The organism is Dorea sp. AF36-15AT (assembly GCF_003477705.1).
Lineage (GTDB): Bacteria > Bacillota > Clostridia > Lachnospirales > Lachnospiraceae > Claveliimonas > Claveliimonas ammoniilytica.
Genome location: NZ_QUDV01000001.1, coordinates 514,798 through 533,221, shown reverse-complemented (window position 1 = coordinate 533,221; position 18,424 = coordinate 514,798). Strand labels below are relative to the sequence as shown.

The 18,424-nt window shown below is 37.9% G+C and carries 15 protein-coding genes and 1 pseudogene; all 16 read right to left on the bottom strand.

Features of this window, described 5'->3' with window-relative positions:
- Window positions 1-7: 7 nt before the first annotated feature.
- Window positions 8-925 carry a sensor histidine kinase gene (locus DWZ93_RS02460; protein ID WP_055172819.1) on the bottom strand — a complete coding sequence of 306 codons (918 nt, stop codon included), beginning with the start codon at window positions 923-925 and terminating at the stop codon, window positions 8-10.
- 5 nt (window positions 926-930) lie between these two features.
- Window positions 931-1,626: a response regulator transcription factor gene (locus DWZ93_RS02455; RefSeq protein WP_055055120.1), complete on the bottom strand. Its 696-nt coding sequence runs from the start codon at window positions 1,624-1,626 to the stop codon at window positions 931-933.
- Between the two features lie 210 nt (window positions 1,627-1,836).
- Entirely contained in the window at window positions 1,837-2,253 is a 417-nt protein-coding gene (locus tag DWZ93_RS02450) for a DUF523 domain-containing protein (RefSeq protein ID WP_118049247.1), read from the bottom strand.
- 89 nt (window positions 2,254-2,342) lie between these two features.
- Window positions 2,343-3,251, bottom strand: a complete 909-nt coding sequence (locus tag DWZ93_RS02445) for a hypothetical protein (RefSeq protein WP_055055119.1) — start codon at window positions 3,249-3,251, stop codon at window positions 2,343-2,345.
- Window positions 3,252-3,504: 253 nt separating this feature from the next.
- Complete coding sequence (locus DWZ93_RS02440) at window positions 3,505-5,889, bottom strand: ABC transporter permease (protein WP_118049246.1); 2,385 nt, start codon at window positions 5,887-5,889, stop codon at window positions 3,505-3,507.
- Between the two features lie 5 nt (window positions 5,890-5,894).
- A complete protein-coding gene (locus DWZ93_RS02435; protein WP_243008130.1) occupies window positions 5,895-7,865 on the bottom strand; it encodes an ABC transporter permease in 1,971 nt (656 codons plus the stop codon).
- Between the two features lie 14 nt (window positions 7,866-7,879).
- Window positions 7,880-8,290 (bottom strand): hypothetical protein, encoded by a 411-nt coding sequence (locus DWZ93_RS14925; RefSeq protein WP_243008129.1) that lies wholly within the window; start codon window positions 8,288-8,290, stop codon window positions 7,880-7,882.
- Between the two features lie 11 nt (window positions 8,291-8,301).
- Window positions 8,302-8,967 (bottom strand): ABC transporter ATP-binding protein, encoded by a 666-nt coding sequence (locus DWZ93_RS02430; protein ID WP_018595836.1) that lies wholly within the window; start codon window positions 8,965-8,967, stop codon window positions 8,302-8,304.
- Between the two features lie 125 nt (window positions 8,968-9,092).
- Window positions 9,093-10,124 (bottom strand): sensor histidine kinase, encoded by a 1,032-nt coding sequence (locus DWZ93_RS02425; protein WP_118049245.1) that lies wholly within the window; start codon window positions 10,122-10,124, stop codon window positions 9,093-9,095.
- Window positions 10,121-10,810, bottom strand: a complete 690-nt coding sequence (locus tag DWZ93_RS02420) for a response regulator transcription factor (RefSeq protein ID WP_118049290.1) — start codon at window positions 10,808-10,810, stop codon at window positions 10,121-10,123. The genes DWZ93_RS02425 and DWZ93_RS02420 overlap by 4 nt, the downstream gene beginning before the upstream one ends.
- A 206-nt stretch (window positions 10,811-11,016) precedes the next feature.
- Window positions 11,017-13,398, bottom strand: coding sequence for an ABC transporter permease (locus DWZ93_RS02415; protein WP_118049244.1), 2,382 nt, complete (start codon window positions 13,396-13,398; stop codon window positions 11,017-11,019).
- A gap of 14 nt (window positions 13,399-13,412) precedes the next feature.
- On the bottom strand, window positions 13,413-14,078 hold the full coding sequence (locus DWZ93_RS02410; protein ID WP_055214763.1) for an ABC transporter ATP-binding protein: 666 nt from the start codon (window positions 14,076-14,078) through the stop codon (window positions 13,413-13,415).
- A gap of 304 nt (window positions 14,079-14,382) precedes the next feature.
- A pseudogene (tnpA, locus tag DWZ93_RS02405) lies at window positions 14,383-14,810 on the bottom strand (IS200/IS605 family transposase).
- Between the two features lie 144 nt (window positions 14,811-14,954).
- Window positions 14,955-15,131: a hypothetical protein gene (locus tag DWZ93_RS14815; protein WP_173895385.1), complete on the bottom strand. Its 177-nt coding sequence runs from the start codon at window positions 15,129-15,131 to the stop codon at window positions 14,955-14,957.
- A 14-nt stretch (window positions 15,132-15,145) separates the two neighbouring features.
- The gene (locus tag DWZ93_RS02400; RefSeq protein ID WP_118049243.1) at window positions 15,146-17,743 is read right to left on the bottom strand and encodes an ABC transporter permease; all 2,598 of its coding nucleotides are present in this window, start codon (window positions 17,741-17,743) and stop codon (window positions 15,146-15,148) included.
- Window positions 17,730-18,407 (bottom strand): ABC transporter ATP-binding protein, encoded by a 678-nt coding sequence (locus tag DWZ93_RS02395; protein ID WP_118049242.1) that lies wholly within the window; start codon window positions 18,405-18,407, stop codon window positions 17,730-17,732. The genes DWZ93_RS02400 and DWZ93_RS02395 overlap by 14 nt, the downstream gene beginning before the upstream one ends.
- Window positions 18,408-18,424: the final 17 nt, after the last annotated feature.

Genomic DNA, 18,424 nt, shown 5'->3' with positions numbered 1-18,424 from the left:
AACCCGCTTAAATCTCCAAGGGAAAAAGCAATATAAATTCAGTTCCTTTTTCCGGTACACTTTCAACTGTTATGCTTCCACCCATCTTTTCTACAAGCTGATGGACAATAGAAAGACCAAGTCCGCTGCCTTTTTCAGACCGTCCTTTATCACACTTATAAAGCCGTTCAAAAATGTGTTTCAAATCTTCTTTCTCAATTCCCACTCCATTATCCGCCAGCAGCAGCTCCATGTTGTTTTCCTTCTTCGATAGGGAAATTTTAATTTTGTCCGCATAACTGTGAGCGATTACATTTTGAATGAGATTATTGATGATCCTCATATAGCTATCCACATCCAGTCTTACCCGGATAGGCTGTTCGGGAATATCAATGTCATAATCGACCTGTTTATCCTCAAAAATAGGTATCCAATCGATCAGGATATTTCTTGTCAGCTCTGCGGCCTCAACGCTCTGGATTTCCAAAGCAAACTCGTTGGAATTTAACTTGAACCAATCAAAGAGTACATCAATATATTCTTTCAGATCGTGGGCTTTCCGACGGGCAGTTTCGATATAGTCCTCCCGGTCTTTTCCTGTGACAAGCCCTTTGTGTGCAGCATCCAGATACCCGATCAGAGTGGTAAGGGGCGTCCGAACATCGTGGGAAAGGCTCGTCATAAGCTGGCGGTTGGTTTCTTCTGTCTGTCGGACAATCGAAAGTTTGATTTCATAGGACACAACAATCTCATTGATTTCATAGGCAAGAGGGGCTACCAGTTCATTTGTTGCAGACAAAATACGCCGATTGCCATTTCCATTTTTTACATCAATCAGAGCATCGGTCATTTCTGCTATTTGCTTTTTTATGCGTCGAATGAGAACGATGGATGTTAGCACAGCCAAAACAGCAATCACAATGGACAAGAAAACGATAATTTCCATACCAGCTATACCTCCTTATTAAAACGGTAGCCAATCCCTTTGACCGTTTGGATATACTTTGGATTTGAAGTATTGACTTCCAATTTTTTACGAAGTCGGCTGATAATCGCCATAATATTACTGTCATCATAGAAATATTCTTCACCCCATACTTCCTCATAAATCTGCTGTTTTGTCAAAATTTTCCCCTGATGTTTTACACAGTACAAGAGCAGATCAAATTCCTTTGGCGGAAGTTCAAAAGTGCCATTTTCCGTAGTAACAGAACGATTTTCAAGGTCAATTTGCAGCCCATCAAATTCGAGTTTCTGTTGTGCTGTTCCATCCTGCTGATTAAAGCGAGTATAGCGGCGGATCAAAGAAACAATACGGGCAATCAGTTCATCCATATCAAAAGGCTTTGTTAAATAATCATCTGCTCCAGCCCGTAACCCCCGCACTTTTGAAGCACTGTCATTTTTAGAGGTAAACATTAAAATAGGCAGACTGCTCTCTTTCCTAATCTTTTCCAATGTTTCAAAACCATCCATTCCAGGCATCATTACATCTAGTATAACAAGCTGATATTGCTTTTCTTTTAATTTTTGTAATCCTGCTTTTCCTGTATTACAAAAATCTGCTTCTATATCTTCTAATAGAACACTGCGTTTAATCAGAAGACAAAGTTCTCGATCATCATCAATTATCAAAACATTGTGCATCTATTACTTCTCCTTCCAAAATGAGATTCCATTTCATTATAATTCTATATTTTAAAGGACACAAGAAATAAAATCAGATTGTTAAAAAGCAAGTTCCCATTCAGAAACCTGCTTTTTATGATTCTTTATGAAATTTTTCTATCTTTCCAAATGATATTATACAATTAAAAAATTCGAATTCGTTATTTGGATCAACAAGAAACGGAAAACTTATATTTCTTCGACATCAATAACCTTATATCCCCTTTGTTTTAGTTCTTTTGCAAACAATCCCATTCCCCCAATTAGTTTCCCAGTAAAGCTACCATCATATATCTGATTGACCCCACAAGTCGGACTTCTGGATTGCAATATAACGAGGTCAATATTTTCATTTTGAATTTTCGATAATGCGATTGATACTGCTTTATCATATTCTAAACTAACGTCATTTCCGGTTTCATCAACTACTCTTCCATTCACAATTTCTGCACAAGGTCTAGGAATTTTCATACCTGCTAATACTTCCGGGCAGATAGAAATAACTTCTTTATCTTTCAAGAAATTGATAGCTCTTATATTTACGTTGTTTTTCCCATTGTATTTACAGTTCGATCCCATAATACAGGCACTAACCAATACTTTCATATTTATCCCCACTTTTTTCATCCTGAATTCAGAAACTATCAGTTATTCAACAATGAACAACTTCCTCTTTTTTCCGTTTTTCGTTATATTTATAATTCCTCCACATCATTTTTTGCATAGTCATAAAAAATTCTTTCCGCTTCTTTACAACACCTGAAAAAATATTCGCTGCACTTCACATGAATTATTGCTTCGTCTGGTATAAAATGAGCTTCTTCAAAGCACCTGCTACCATTTATTTCCAATTCCTGTAATTGATGCTCCATAATCCAATAAACATCACCGTATCGGAAAGGTCTGTGCGATATATATGGATAATTAAATTTTTCCTTATCTGCATTTGAATTTAATACCTGATATGCGTATTCTTCATATTCTCCCGGAACTACATTCCAAAGTGGTATTGCAATATCTGTAGTTTCATTTTCTTTTATCACCTTTATAATTTCCTTCATAATAAAGGTAGGCATGATACACATTTCTTTGATCTTATTTCGTGAGATATGGAATTCGCGATTATCTATTGTGTTATTATCAGGCCAGTAAATCGTTTTGTCACAAATTTCATATCCATACGTTGATGGGCTAATCAAAATGATATCCATATATGTTGACATTTCTATAAGCAATTCAGTAGCACATTTCACTTCTGACACCTGCATATTCTGAAATAAATTTTGAAGTAGATATTGTTTTGATGTATCAACAATAAGAGTTATCAATAGTAGTAATTTCTTCTCACCAATTGTCAATTCTTCAATTCGATAATTCTCTTTTGTTTCCAAACCTGCCAGTTCCAACATTGCCTGCATCGAAAATACATCATTTTGAAATATGGGAAGAATAGATAGATAATCTCCTACTGTTCTGCTTCCATTGTAAGTTATCTTATCAAAATCTTTAATTGTACACCCTGTTATTGCTGATAAAAACCTCAGCGTATCGTTTTGTTGAATTGCATCAATAACCAATCCAACAACCTCGTGATTCTTTTTCATAAAGGACACCTACTTTCTATAGTCATATTGTAAAATACAAATGTCACAGAAATGTCCTAAATCACACAAATTATTATATTTATTGATTAATGATCGTTTTTTCAAAAATTTATAGTATTATCTTCTCCTATGCCATATCACAAAAAACTTAAGAATGTAGTCCCCGGTGTCTCGTTACAAAACTCCTCAATAAGTGTATCAAAAAATACTCTGTCTGCATCCTCGTTCAGCGTAGACAAAACTCTGAATGCAGTTATTCCATCGCTCTGATTTGCTCAACAAGAGATTGTTTTTTCAAATTTCCAGTTGTATAAGAAATCAAGATAAACTGTACAATCAGAAGGATTGCCAAATATATCAATATAACCAGCCATGGGAATGAATAATAGAAGTATGGGTTTATTGTTTTCGCAACTGTCTGTACGCATAGGAAACCAAGTCCAGCCCCCAAAACCAATGTTACAAGCGTAGCAAAAACGGAATAAAGCATCCCCTCATAACACAGCATTTTGATCAGTTGCTTTTTACTTAAACCAATCGCCTGTAACATCCCTATTTCCTGTCTCCTGGACAGAAAGTTTGTGATTGTTGTATTGACAAGGTTGATGAAGGAAAAAACCACGACAATAATAGCTACTATCAATAATGCTCCAAAGGTAAGTTGCTGATTCCTACTATAATAAGTGATACTTTCTTCTATGGTATCCATAACCAAATCACTATTTCCGTCTATCAGCTGATTTAAGGAAGCTTCAATCGTATCAGATTTATTCGTTTCAGTCATTACCGATACAGTTCCCGAACAATCCATTCCGCACGCTTCATTCATAAGCTCCATGGGCATAGCAAAACACATATTAAACGCCGGGTGACTGAAATTGCTGACAATTCCCATAATCGTATAGCTCTGGGTTATCGTTTGTCCTGATTTCGTTAGAAAATCAACTTCGACATCATCACCGAGCTGTGCAGATAGCGATAGATTTTCCGCTGTATCATTTATAAGAATTATGCCATTTTTTGATACCAATTCATCGTAATCAACGGTTCCGGCAATCAAGTTTTCCTCCAATACGGAAACATCTTCTTTGGCAAATCCATAAATCCAGTTATCATCATAATCATTTACACGATATTCTGCGTCTGTGTAATACCAGCGTTTCGTTCCTGTAACGCCATCAATAGACTCTACTGCATTTACAAAATCAGAATTTAGTAAATTCTTTTGCTGTAATCCAGCCAAAGAAACATCGGCAGTATCCCAAGATTGATTTGCATTGAGCTGAATGTTAAATTCACCAGTGGGGAACTCCCTTCCTCGTGCCTCTGCAACACCATCATAAGAAACCAACATGGTTGAAATCAATACAACTAACACTCCGCCAAGCGAAAGAGAAAGTATTGTTAAAATGGATTTTGTCTTTTGTCTGGACAGATTCATTTTAGCAAGTGAAGCAGGGGTTATTTTACGGTGCAGCACGGAGCTTTCTTTCATCTTCCCTTTATAATCGGAATATCGCAATGCTTCCATCGGTGAGACAGCCGCAGCTTTTTTTACGGGTGTACGAATGGAAATCATTACAATGATAAAAGCAAAAAGTCCAACTCCAACCGTCACACATAAAGCAGTCAGCCAGTACCAGCCAGCAGGAACTAAAAAGTATCCGATTACATTTCCGATAATCAAACCAATAGGAATAGCAATCGCGGCAAGTGATTTTCCTTCGCGGTAAACCATCTTTTTAATCTGTCGTTTTGTAGTTCCGATTGTGCGAAGCTGCCCGTAGTTACGAATACTGCTTGCTACTGAAATATAAAAAATCGAATAGATAACAATACCGGAACCAACGAAAGTTATAAAGCCAATCAAGAAATAAAACAGCATATCACTTCCTCGATTTTCGTCCTTTAAGTTGAAATATGTGGAACGGACAATCACATTCTCGTCGGAAATTTCTAATTGCTGTGCCAGAGTGTTTGCATAGCTGGTGGCTTCTTCTTCACTCATATTTTGGGCGTTCTTTAAGCCGATATAATAGTCCATCCCTATATTATTTCCATACTGCTGCTCTGCCAGTTCTTTTGATATAATGGCGGTATAGCGTCCAATATCTCCAGTTTTCACATTTAAGATTCCTGTTAATTTGAAATCGTGGGTAGTGCCATCCGAAAACGGAATGTTGATTGTCTGTCCTAATTCATTGGAATAGCCCAAGCTATCCAAAAAGGATTCCTGCACTACAATTTCATCTTCCAAAGTTGGCAAATCTCCTGAATAGGGCATACTTTGCGATTTTAGCATATCTGCATTTGCGTAAGTAAAATTAACGGTTGAATGATTTACCTGTTCAGAAAATGCATGAAAAAACTCTCCCACCCACGCAATTTCTTTTTGATTGTACAATTCCTTCCCCTGCTGTTCAGAAATAGCATGATATACGATCTGCGCTGTCTTTTGATTAAGTTTTTGTGTTTCCTGCGGCACTCCAAATCCATAAAGGACAATGGCAGATAGTAATGCACTGGCAAGTGCAATCGTCAAAACAATAAAGATATTTCTTTTTCGATTTGCCGATATATTCCTGCTCGAAATACGTTTTATTATGGTTCTTGTATCATTTTCAAAAGGTAGTGTCATATGTGTCACCTCCTTAAGAGTTCTATAAGAGACATATTTTTTTGATGCCTTAATGCAATCTCTGATACCAACAAAGAACAAATTACAACTAGCATGCAATAAACCAATGTCACACTAAATGGAAACTGATAATTTAAGTACGTCATCAACCCATTTTTTAATAAAGCACAAAGAAGATAACCGATAAAACCACCAACAATCAAAGATAAAATCAATCCAACCGAAACAATAAGCAGCCCTTCGCAACATACCATAATTGTAAGCTGTTTTTGTGTCATTCCTACGGAACGCATGAGTGCAAATTCTTTTTGTCTAACAATTACACCAGTAAAAATGGTGTTTAGTAAATTCATAATTGCAAAGCAACTGATAAATATAATAATCACAGCAAGTGCCAAAATCATTCCTTGTAAGAAATTCTCATTTTGGGCAATAGCTCCAGATAATGTAGTAACAGCTAATCGTGGATTTGTCACCAGAATCTGTTTAATCTCTTTTTCTGCCTGTTGCTCCATTTTTTCGTCCACGCGAATCACCCACTGATATGTCATATTAGATGAGACAATTTTTTTCATAGAATCATTTGGAAGTAACAGCATATCAATTTTATCTCCATTATTTCCGATTTTATTTTCATCCAATACGGCTGCAATTGAGAACTCCATCTCTTTCGTCTCTGTGCCGTCAAACACTTTTAATTTTATAGAATTTCCAACTTCCGGCTGTATTCCAAAATATTCTTCGAAATCACTTGGGCGCCCAATAATAATCTGATTTTTAGATGCTATTTCTTGATATTTCGGAATAGGTTTGCCTAAATTACATTCTTCGATTAAATCCATATCAGTTTCGTCAAATCCAACGATTGCCCCATTTGATTCTTTTGCATTTAAGTCATTAGATACCGGAAGATTGGTAATTGTTGTTATTTGTTTTACACCACTCACTTGACCGAGTGCGTTATATGATTCTTCTGTAAATGGGCTATTACTCTCAACAGTTTCTAAAGCATTTTCTCTTAATTCCTGATCCTGTATTCGAATATAAAATTGTCCTAATGAAAATCCAGACAACGCCATATCCCTTGCGTTAATAGAGGAAAGTATCGAAGATGTTCCAAACAACAATACTCCTGTTAAAACCAAAGATGTAATCGTTAGAACATTCTTTTTCTTGTCTCGTATAATCTGCTCTTTTGCCAATGAAATAGGAGTTATCTTTTTCCCTTTATATTTATCCCCATAATTTGAACCTGTCTCATATCGATACGCTTCTATAGGAGATACACTTGCTGCAATAACTGCTGGTTTTCTAATAGATAACCGTACTGTCAGATAAGAAAACAATATAGCAATAGGATATGCCCAAAGTAAATTTTTAAATTGGAATCCCTGCGGAACCAAAAAATAAGATAAAAATGTTCCCATTATAAGACCTATCGGTATTGCTATTAAAGATAAAGAAGTTCCTTCTTTGTACACTAATCTCTTAATCTGTTTTTCTGTCATGCCTATGGTACGAAGCTGACCATATTCACGAATAGAATTGATAATAGAGATATAAAATATGCAGTAAATAACCAAAACTCCTGCCATAATAACAATTGCTAATCCGGCAATTCCTGCTATCACCAATAAAACAGATGGCTGGCTCAATTCCAAATAAGCATGATTGATAGATGGCGACTGCAAAATACCCGCTTCTTTACAGATTTCCGTAATCTCATTTTGAATCTGTTCACTTTCAGAAGCATATTGGGATTTTAAACGGAACATCGCCATTGGTGACAATGTATTCCAGCCATCTATATCAAGAAAATATTCCATAGAAACAATAGCAGCGTACAAAGAACGATCTGTTCCCTTCGCAGAAGTTTTTATATAACCGGAAATAACAAACTCTTGTCTTTCTTGATTGTTTTCTCCCGGCAAAACAATTTTATCGCCAATTTTCGCATCAATACCCTGTTTTGACAAATAGTCTTTTTCAACTAAAATTTCATTTTTCTTCTGTGCATGTTCCCCTCAGAAACAGATAATCCATTTAACACTAAACTATCTTCATTGGAACAAGAAATATTTAGTTGTAAGCCATCGGAAGAAGCACTTTTTACTAATACATTAAATCCTAATTTTTCTATTCGTTCATCCGCAGATAATTTTTCATACTGCTGCTTTGTAAGACCAGAAACAAGGGCATGATAAGAACCTGTAATACTGTTTCCACCATTTGTATTCACTTCTATGATTCCCGAAACGAGCAATAATACTGCTGTCATTAAAAATGTTGCAAGAGAAATTGCAAAAATAGAGAGATATTTTTTTAATTTATCATGTTTTAATTGTGCAAAAACGATTTTACGAATTATTTCTGTTGTATCATTTTCAAAAGGTAAAGTCATATAAATCACCCCTATCCTACTATTTTTCCATCTTCAATCCTCACAATGCGGTCAGCAAGCTGCGCAATAGCATTGTTATGCGTAATCATTACCAACGTCTGATCAAACTCCCTGCTGGTTCTCTGAAGCAATCCCAAAACATCCGCACTGGTTTTAGAATCAAGATTACCTGTAGGTTCATCGGCCAGCACAATTGCAGGTTTAGCAACCAAGGCTCTTGCAATCGCCACTCTCTGCTGCTGACCGCCGGAAAGATTATTCGGCATACTTTTTAGCTTATCTTCCAATCCCAACATAGTAACCACCTCATCCATAAATTTCTGATCTACGGTATCTCCATCTAACTCTACTGGAAGAACAATGTTTTCATAAACATTTAAAATCGGAACCAAATTGTAATTTTGGAAGATAAAACCGATATTTCTCCTACGAAAAATAGTGAGTTGCTCATCATTCATCTTAGCCAGTTCCTTCCCTGCTACGACCACACTTCCTGATGTTGGAGTATCCAAGCCTCCCATCATATGAAGTAACGTGGATTTTCCGGAACCCGAAGTTCCTACCACTGCTACAAATTCTCCTTGCTCAACAGAAAAATTTACACCATCTAAAGCACGAGTAATGTTCGGTTCTGTGCCATAATATTTTTTTAAATCCTTTGTCTGTAAAATTGTCATAATCACTACTTCCTTTCTTTGTTGATGAGTATATAGTAAAGGTCAAATGTTGCAGAAATGTCCCAAAATTCTTTTTTTCTAAAATATTTTTAAAAAGGCAGCCTGATAAACAGACCGCCCTATTGTTATTGTTGGGGAAGAAATATGGAGAACGTTGATCCTTTTCCCATCTCTGATTCAACTGTGATGTAGCCACCTTGCATAGTGATAATCTCACGTGCCAGGTATAATCCTATTCCAATCCCATCCACATCATGTACAGCTTCTTCCCGATAAAATCGTTTGAAAATAGTTGCCTGGACACTTTCCGGAATACCTCTTCCCGTATCCGTTACGGCAATTTCCAAATACATCTCCCAGTCCTGTACCGTTACGTGAATATCACCGCCTTCCGGTGTATATTTTACTGCATTATCTAAAAGATTAAACAATGCCTCCGAAGTCCAGCGGCTGTCATGTGAAACTGTTAAATTTTCAGGACAGTCTACAGATAAATGAAGATGTTTTCTTTCCATAGGAGCAAGAACCCCATTGATCGCATCGACAAGTGTATCCGCAATAACTGTTTCTTTCTTTTCCAGGGTAATCACACCCGTCTCTAATCGTGATGTTTTCACCATTCCCTGAATCAAAAAATCCAGTTTATCTAACTGACTGGCAGTAGCATGTAAAAATTCCTCACGTGTCTCTTCAGAAATATTTCTGGCCAGCATCGTGTCATTGAGCATTTTTAGATTTGCTATCGGTGTTTTGGTCTGATGAGAAATATCCGATACCAAAGACTGTAATTCTGCTTTTTCTTCTTCTACTTTATGCCGGGTTTCCTGCATCACATGATATAGTCTTTCCAGACGATGGCTGATGCGTGCTAACAGCGTTTCCGCTTCATAATTTATTTGCGGCCGAACGGTACTATCCATCATTTCATCTAATGTCCGGCATAGCCCATCTGTAAATACCGATAGTTTCTTTTGAAAATAATGCAAAAAGATTACACCCCAGAAAAATAGAAGAATCATTACACTGAAACCACCAAGTATCACCCTTATATCTTTTGTGAAAACATAAAGGAGGAACAACAAAAGAATCGTGGTCAGAGAAGCGCCTTCCACGATCAGCCGCACAAAAGTTCTGGTTGATAAATTCTGTAATTTCATCGTGATTCACCGCCTATCCATTGATACCCCATTCCGTAAGCAGTTTTAATGTATTTTCGCTCATCCGCTTCAATCTTTTTGCGAATGCGGCTGATGATCGTAGTAAGCGTATGCTCATCGATAAAATCCCCATCAATATCCCACAATTTCTCAATCAGTTGCCGCTTTGTTAATATAATGTGCGGATTTTTTACAAATAAAAATAAGGTACGGTACTCTTTTGGTGTAAACTCTATCACCTTTCCCTCCAAAACTGCACTCTGCTCGGAGAAGTCAATTTTCAAAACTTCATCCTCAAATACATCATGCTTTGGTGTCCGCAATTCCATATTTGCAAAAACAGCGGCTACCTTTTTGCAGAGAACCATCACTGAAAATGGTTTTGTAATATAATCTGTGCATCCAGCTTCATAGCCTTTCAACATATCGCCTTCTTTATCATTTGCTGTGATAAACATAATATAGGTATGCTGCCCTCTTCCTCTGATCTCATCACATAAATGCAGACCGTTTCCATCCGGCAGATTAATATCCAACAGAGCAATATCAAATTCACTCTTTTTCAATCGTTCTACTGCATCCTGAAAACTGTATGCAGAGGTTACTCCATAACCATCTGCAGTAAGATTATAAGCCAGCGTTTTATTTAATACTTTGTCATCTTCTACAATTAAAATTTTCCTCAATCCAGTTTCTTCCTTTCCCATCTTCTAAACTTGTCGCCATTTTAAACCTCAAATGTTGCAGAAATATCCTAAATATTGTTTTTCTGATGTTCGTCATTCAAAAGCATAGATTGATTATATCCTATTTTCTTTCAAGAAAAAATGTTTTCCATAAAAAAATGCTTTTGCCGAAATATTCCACACTTTTCAGCAAAAGCATTTTTCTCTTATTCCATAGCCCGCATTTGTTCAATCAGGGAGTGTTTTTTCTGCCTGCGGATTGTCCAAACGGATAAAATAAGCTCTACTGTCACAAGTACTACTACATATACTCCCATCTGCAACCAAGGAAATTCGTAAGGAAGGATTCGTCCAGCGTAAGCACTGATACTGAATTTTCTCCATACCAGAAACGTAATTGGCAGTCCAATGGCAAGCATAAGCAAAATACTGCTAACCACATACACCATTCCTTCCCATACCGTCATTTGCGCTAATTGTTTCGGCGCTAACCCAATCGAGCGCAACACGCTATTTTCTTGTCTGCGCGAATATTGATTGGAAAGTGTGGTATTGATAAGGTTGATCACACCAAACAAAAAGATGAACCATGAAATCACCTGCATTACACCATATGCTACATCCATATACCCATAACTATCTACCTTATCCTCAAAGGTATCTAAGCCAATATCGGTATGCGAAACAACAAGATTCTCCAAAGCCTTTCCCACTTTTTCGGATTTCTCCGGATCGCAGACAATGTCCCAAGAGTAATCAAAATTAGTTACATCTGGTATTAATTCCTGAAACAGTTCTTCCGACAAAAACATCATTGGTCCATCCACTCCGATTGGACCATGTCCACTGGCAAAATCAGTTTTTTCCCCATCAAAAAATCCTGATATGGTTACAGGAATTGTTTTCTCTCCCAATGAAAGTTCTATGGTTTCCCCCAATTTCTCTTTCCCATCAAAATCACGATAATCGTCTTTCAATAAAATACTATTGTCGCCCGGCATACTTCCTTCTACAACAGCTTGTGCCAGAAGTTCCTTATTTTCGTTAGTAATCATGTCGCAAGTACCGTGAGCAGTAATTCCACCAAAAGTAGCTCCATAACTTGCAGATTTCCTTGTAACCAGAATATCTTCTACTCCATCAATCCCCAGAACTTCCTGTTTCAATTCTTCATTCAATGGATTTCCCTGTTTGAGAAGATCAATATGTTCCCGATCCGAATCAATGTAAATCTTATAATCCCCATTTTTGAAATGCTGTCTTGCCATTTTTTCTGGGGATTGCAGAAGCAACAAAGAACTAACAGCCAAAAGCAGAATCCCGCCCAAACTTAGCGAAAACACAATACTGACTGTTTTCTTCCAATCCCTGCGAAAGTTCAGCATTCCGAGAGAACAAGGGCTAATCTTTTTTCTCTTCGCCCGATTTTTTATCTTCTTTTGAAGGGAAGTAAAACGAACTGCTTCAACTGGTGAGATATTTGCGGCTAATTTCACAGGTTTTCGGATAGACAGACAAATCATGGTCCAGCAGATCAATACTGTACATCCAATCACTAAAAGATAGCCTGAAAGAGAAAAACCTTTGGGAAATAACAAAAGTGTCACTCCTAAACCAAGTAAAATCCCGATAGACATGCCTTTCCATCCCAAAGAGTGTCCCTCTTTTTTTACAATACGCATAATCTGCTTTTTGGTAGCACCAACAGTCCGGAGCTGACCATAGCTTTTTATTTTATCAATAATGGAAATACGGAAAATACTTTGAATTACAACACAGCCACCTACCAAAACAATACCTGCAAAAGCCATAAGCAGCAAAACATTCTCCATGGAAATGTCTCCGTCAATATAACGGAAATAAGCATCATGAAATCCGACTCCAGGTATCTGCAACTCCTCTTTAATCTTCTGAACGTAAGATTTGATAAGTTCTCCGTCTAACTGATTTACATGATTCAGATGTACATAGGCAAAGTATCCGTCAGGTTCATACTTCGTACACTGCTCCAGCATTTCTTTTGAAATAAGAAAAGAGTAAATATTTTGTTTCTCTTGCCCTGTTGTATCTAAAATGCCTGAAATAGTATATTCACCTGAAAAACTTTCCGTATCCAAGGTAACTGAATCACCGATATGACAATCAGGGAAGAATTTTGAAAGCCATTCTTTACTTACTACAATCTCATTTTTCTCTTCCGGTAAGTCTCCATCTACCAAATTCATCTGGGAACGTGCCATATACAGGGTTTCCTTATCCGTATAAGCAAAGAATCCCTTAAATCCTTGTGTAGAAACTTCCTCACCGTACATATAGTATTCTCCTACACGTGCAAATTCCGGCACTTCTCTTAACTCTTCTATATGCGTTTCATCTACCTGTACATAAGTTGCTTCATAAGTATCTATCACTTTCTTCTTTTCTGTTTGCATCAGTGAAACTCCAGCCAAACCGGAAAGACTGATTAAAAAAGCAGCTAAAACTACTGATATTATTACCATGACATTTCTTCGTTTTTCGCTTTTTAAATTCCTCTTCGCCAGATTCTTGACAATTCCATTTGTATTATTTTCAAAAGGCCAAGTCATAGCCTGCCACCTCCTTATTCCACGATCCTACCATCCTCAATACGGACAATCCGATCCGCAAGTCGGGCGATCTCATTGTTATGTGTAATCATTACAACCGTCTGGTGAAACTCATAACTGGTCCGTTTGATCAATCCCATAACATCTGCACTGGTTTTCGAATCGAGGTTACCTGTAGGTTCATCGGCCAGCACAATGGCAGGTTTCGCAACCAGAGCCCTTGCAATCGCAACTCTCTGCTGCTGTCCTCCAGAGAGATTATTCGGCATATTCTTTAGTTTATCTTCCAGAGCCAGCATATGAACCACCTCGTCCATAAATCCCTGATCTACCGTATCTCCATCCAGTTCTACCGGAAGGACAATATTCTCATAAACATTCAAAATCGGAACCAGATTATAATTTTGGAAAATGAAACCAATATTTCTTCTCCTGAAAATCGTCAGCTCTTCATCGTTTTTCTTTGCCAGTTCTTCTCCACGTACAATAACTCTTCCGCTGGTAGGCGTGTCCAGACCTCCCATCATATGAAGCATCGTGGATTTTCCGGAACCTGAAGTGCCTACTACCGCTACAAATTCACCTTCTTCCACTGAAAAATTCACACCATCCAGTGCCTTTGTAATATTCGGTTCTGTACCATAATATTTTTTTAAATCGATTGTCTGTAAAATACTCATATTCTATAAGCTCCTTTCTGCCTTTCTTTATGATGACTCTATTATAAAATACAAATGTCACAGAAATGTCCGAGAAAAGAACAAAATTCAAGGAATTTCAGCCTGAATTGTTACAAATCTCGGACATTTCAAAAAAATTACAAAAGATACCAAATATGATATTCTGCTGTTCTTGATTTTATCTGTGACTAAAATTCTAAGTCAGCAACCACCATTCAACTGGTGGTTTGCTATTAGCCCTCAAAAGGGCTATTATCACTGCTCGCCCCACAGGGCGGTGTCGCAAGCATTACTACTGGGCCGCTTACAAAGCGGTACCTCTGGAATCTTCTTTTCTTGATTCTTCTGCCTGCTCTTTTATATATTTTTGTACTGCTTCATCGGTGATATTACCAATTGTTTCTACATAATATCCTCTTGCCCAAAATGCCTTATCCCATTTGCTTTGCATTTCTGTATGCCTATCATATAGTATTCGTGTACTTTTTCCTTTTAAGTATCTCATAAAATTTGATACGCTATATTTTGGGGGTATTGCTACGCTTAAATGCACATGGTCTATACATACTGCTCCTGCTATAATATCTACATCCTTATATTTACATAATGTGCTGATTATTTCTTTTACATCCTCCCGTATCTTTCCATATAATACCTTTTTCGGTATTTGGGTATGAATACGATATGGTACTGGCATTTCCAGCGAGTATGTGATATGCTTCTGTTGTCCATTCGGACCACCTCCTATGATTTTGAATTTGGCTTGCGACACCATTTTCATTATATCATAGGAGGTTTTTCAGTGATATCCTCATCGCTTCCGCTTACTCCATTCTCCCCAGCATAGCTGGGGGATTAGGACTTTCATTTAAAACATCACAGCAAACTGCCTTTCAATCCCTTCTTGAAAACCAAGATAGCTTTTTCAGCTCCCCAAAATGACATAGTTACAAGTTTGTAGCTTTGTTTTTCCATTTCCATAAGTTTAGCATTTATTTTTTCAGTTACATTTTCAGTAGTAATATTTTCTATTAATACAGTTTGATACATCATTCAATTTCCTCCAATTATTTAGTATCCGCTTTTCCATAGAACCTTTTAAAGAAAATTTCTGGTACCAGAATACTGCCTGCAAGTAAAATCATCAGTAGAGCAACCATTTCTTTCAGCGGATAATAGAATACAAAATAAGAAATCTTTGTTTTCATGTACCATCCAATCCCGCCTATCAACAGCGTTCCCGTTGTTACCAGAAGAACACTCAGCAACAGCCAGGTAAACATTCCTTCCGCAAGGAACATCCGCTGCAACTGCTTTCTGGTCATTCCCACACGATTCATAATGGCACATTCTTTTTTCCGAAGTAACATATCCGTTACCCTTACATTTAAAAAATTCATAATCCCGATAAAAATCAGGCATCCGCTGATTGCCAGAAGCAACAGCCTGCTGGTCTGAATATACTCCTGTTCTTTTAATAAAAGGTCTGACCGACTCTCCATCTGGAATAAATTTAATTGCCCCGCATATCCGTTTTCAGACTGAAATTCCATATTTTCTGTTTGGATCATTCCCTTTAACCTGTTTTTGCAGCCGGATTCCTGTTCCTTTTCTACAGAAAAGCTCATTTCAAAGGTCTGTGGGGTCAGATTCTCTGACAGGTTTTCAAAGGTTTCCTCTGTTACAAGAAGAAGATTGGTATTTCTGCCATCCCAGCACAACTCTAATTCCGGAAATCCTTCTTTTGTAATATCCAGATACCCACAATTTACCAGTGTCTCTGGAATCCGAACAGACATATCCGTTCCCACCGGAACCAGATCATACACTTCTATTGTATTTCCAAGCTGCTCCAATGCCTGCTCTTCTGCATATTCTGATACTCTGTGGTCATGGAGAAGAATCGTTCCGTTTTCGTGTGCAAATGTTTCCCAGTCTGTTGTTATCTCCTGCTCTTTCAAAAATTCCTGAAGTTTTTCTTTTTCAGAAGAAGAAATTTTTTGGATCACAGTCGGAATGGTTTCCCCGTCATTTAATAACTTAATGCTATCCCGACCTTGTTTCCCGATAATAGGGTAAAATCCCTGGATCTTTGTTTCATCCTGCAGACTATTTCCGGCAGTCTGCTTGATGTTCGCCAAGAATTCTTTCGGGAAAAAGACCATATTTTCTGTATCCGGGGAAGTTTCCATCAGTGTTCTGCAGGCTTCCTGCGTGATGCGGATTTGAAAATCAGGTTCTTTCATAAACTGGTTTTGCAGATCTACTCCCTTTACAATCACCGAAGATCCAAGCGCTAAGCCGCAACCTATAGTCAGAGAAATCATGGTGATGAAAAAAGCCTTTTTATTGTAAAACAGATATCTCCTGGCCAGATAAACTTCCGGCTTGTTTCCAAAACTCCGGAAAACTGCTTTCTTTTTCTTTGTTTGTTTCTTCTCTGCAACAGCCCCAGTTCCATAGTTCATACACTCCAGAGGACTCAAAACTTTGATTTTTTGCCTTACCAGAATTATCACAACACCCAAAGTCACTGCCACTGGCAGAATGGCTATCAAAAAGAACACAGGCTGGTAGAAAGAAATCCCCTCCAGTTCTTCTGTCTGTCCAAGATACAGTTTTCCAATGACAGAGGGCAGGATTCCAAGTACCACCAGACTGCCTATGGCAACGCCTGCAAGACTTCCCTTCAAGACAACTTCCAGCATCTGCCGGAACATCACTTGTATAATCTGATGTTGCTGTACCCCGACTACTTCCATCAGACCATATTGCTGTAAGTCTTTTTCCAATGATAAATTCAAAATATTATAGATGAACAAAAACATACACAACAGAATCAGAAAAGAAAATAAAGCTGCAAATCCATAACTTCCCAGCATTCCTTCTACTGCCCGGTATGTAGCCGAATCCATGCTGACAATCCGCTGTCCTTCTTCCAACCGGATATCTTCCTGCAACTGTTGTTCCATCTGCATACCACTGACAGAATCATTTTCCGGTTTCAGCAGTATCCTGCTGGGATCCCATCCAGCTCCACTTTCATTCAGTTTCTTCTCGGATAAAAATGCAATGGAAGAACTTGCCCCTTGATTCTGATATTCTGTAAAATATCCAGAAAGCTGAAACGTCTGCTGTCCGGTTCCTTTTGTTTGAAAAAGGTCATTCCAATAAAAATCCAGATTTAATTCCATTCCCACCTTTGGTTCCGAAATTCCCAGATACTCTAAGGTTTTGGTAGAAAGCATGATTTCGTTTTCTTGTTTGGGATATGTTCCCACGATCTGTGTATAGGCCGGACAGAGCATGGTTTCAAATGCTGTTTCATCTGCCACAACACAGTCGCAATATTTTATAGTTTGATTGCATAGTTTTCCGGCAAATTTTTCTTTTCCCGTCTCTGCTATGTAGGAGAGCGTATGCAGCTGTCCTGCCATCTCTTCTGTACCATTTTCAATATACGTTGACACCGTCATTCCATCTGTCCGGATATGTTTCTGGATATCCACCTGGATTTTCCCATAGGCAAAGCTTATCATACAGAAAAGCGCTCCAACGGTAAGTGCAACTGCCAGAAACAAAAGACGGTTTTTGTTCCGGTTCTGCTTTCGGTAAGAATCCAAAAGCACTTTTTCTGCCGGACGATGATAATCATAGTTTTTCATCTTCCACCACCCTTCCGTCTTTCATGCGGATGATCCGATCTGCCATGGCAGCGACTTTTTCATCATGGGTAACCACAAGCATGGTCTGCTGATATTGCCTGCAGATCTTTTTTAACAGTTCCATAACAGAGGCGCTGGTTCTGGAGTCCAGATTTCCCGTCAACTCATCCCCTAACAGAATGGTAGGATGGGTGTAGACAGCTCTGGCAATGGCAGCTCTTTGTTGTTGTCCTCCAGATAACTCATCCGGCATCTGAAAGAGCTTCTCTTCGATTCCCAGAGTTTTTGCCAAACGGAAAACCTCTTTTTCATCTACTGTCCTCTCCAGTAATTTTGCCGGAAGCACGATATTCTCAAACACATTCATGGCAGGAATCAGATTATATTTTTGAAAAATAACTCCAATATGCCATCTGCGAAAAGAAATCTGTTCTTCTAAAGATAATTGTGTCAAATTTACATCATGCACATAAACACATCCATGGGTGGGCTTTTCCAATCCGCTGATTAAATTTATCAGAGTTGACTTTCCGCTTCCGGAAGCACCAATGACTGCAATAAACTCTCCTTCTTTTATGGAAAATGATACATCATCAACTGCTCTTATATAATTTTCTCCATTTCGATATTCTTTTGTAAGTGAAACCAATTTTACAGCTGCCATAGTATCCTCCATATATT

Excerpts from the sequence above, each read along its gene's own strand:
- DWZ93_RS02460 (WP_055172819.1), bottom strand. The coding sequence starts at position 925 with ATGGAAATTATCGTTTTCTTGTCCATTGTGATTGCTGTTTTGGCTGTG.
- DWZ93_RS02455 (WP_055055120.1), bottom strand. The coding sequence starts at position 1,626 with ATGCACAATGTTTTGATAATTGATGATGATCGAGAACTTTGTCTTCTG.
- DWZ93_RS02450 (WP_118049247.1), bottom strand. The coding sequence starts at position 2,253 with ATGAAAGTATTGGTTAGTGCCTGTATTATGGGATCGAACTGTAAATAC.
- DWZ93_RS02445 (WP_055055119.1), bottom strand. The coding sequence starts at position 3,251 with ATGAAAAAGAATCACGAGGTTGTTGGATTGGTTATTGATGCAATTCAA.
- DWZ93_RS02440 (WP_118049246.1), bottom strand. The coding sequence starts at position 5,889 with ATGACACTACCTTTTGAAAATGATACAAGAACCATAATAAAACGTATT.
- DWZ93_RS14925 (WP_243008129.1), bottom strand. The coding sequence starts at position 8,290 with ATGACTTTACCTTTTGAAAATGATACAACAGAAATAATTCGTAAAATC.
- DWZ93_RS02430 (WP_018595836.1), bottom strand. The coding sequence starts at position 8,967 with ATGACAATTTTACAGACAAAGGATTTAAAAAAATATTATGGCACAGAA.
- DWZ93_RS02425 (WP_118049245.1), bottom strand. The coding sequence starts at position 10,124 with ATGAAATTACAGAATTTATCAACCAGAACTTTTGTGCGGCTGATCGTG.
- DWZ93_RS02415 (WP_118049244.1), bottom strand. The coding sequence starts at position 13,398 with ATGACTTGGCCTTTTGAAAATAATACAAATGGAATTGTCAAGAATCTG.
- DWZ93_RS02410 (WP_055214763.1), bottom strand. The coding sequence starts at position 14,078 with ATGAGTATTTTACAGACAATCGATTTAAAAAAATATTATGGTACAGAA.
- DWZ93_RS14815 (WP_173895385.1), bottom strand. The coding sequence starts at position 15,131 with ATGATGTATCAAACTGTATTAATAGAAAATATTACTACTGAAAATGTA.
- DWZ93_RS02400 (WP_118049243.1), bottom strand. The coding sequence starts at position 17,743 with ATGAAAAACTATGATTATCATCGTCCGGCAGAAAAAGTGCTTTTGGAT.
- DWZ93_RS02395 (WP_118049242.1), bottom strand. The coding sequence starts at position 18,407 with ATGGCAGCTGTAAAATTGGTTTCACTTACAAAAGAATATCGAAATGGA.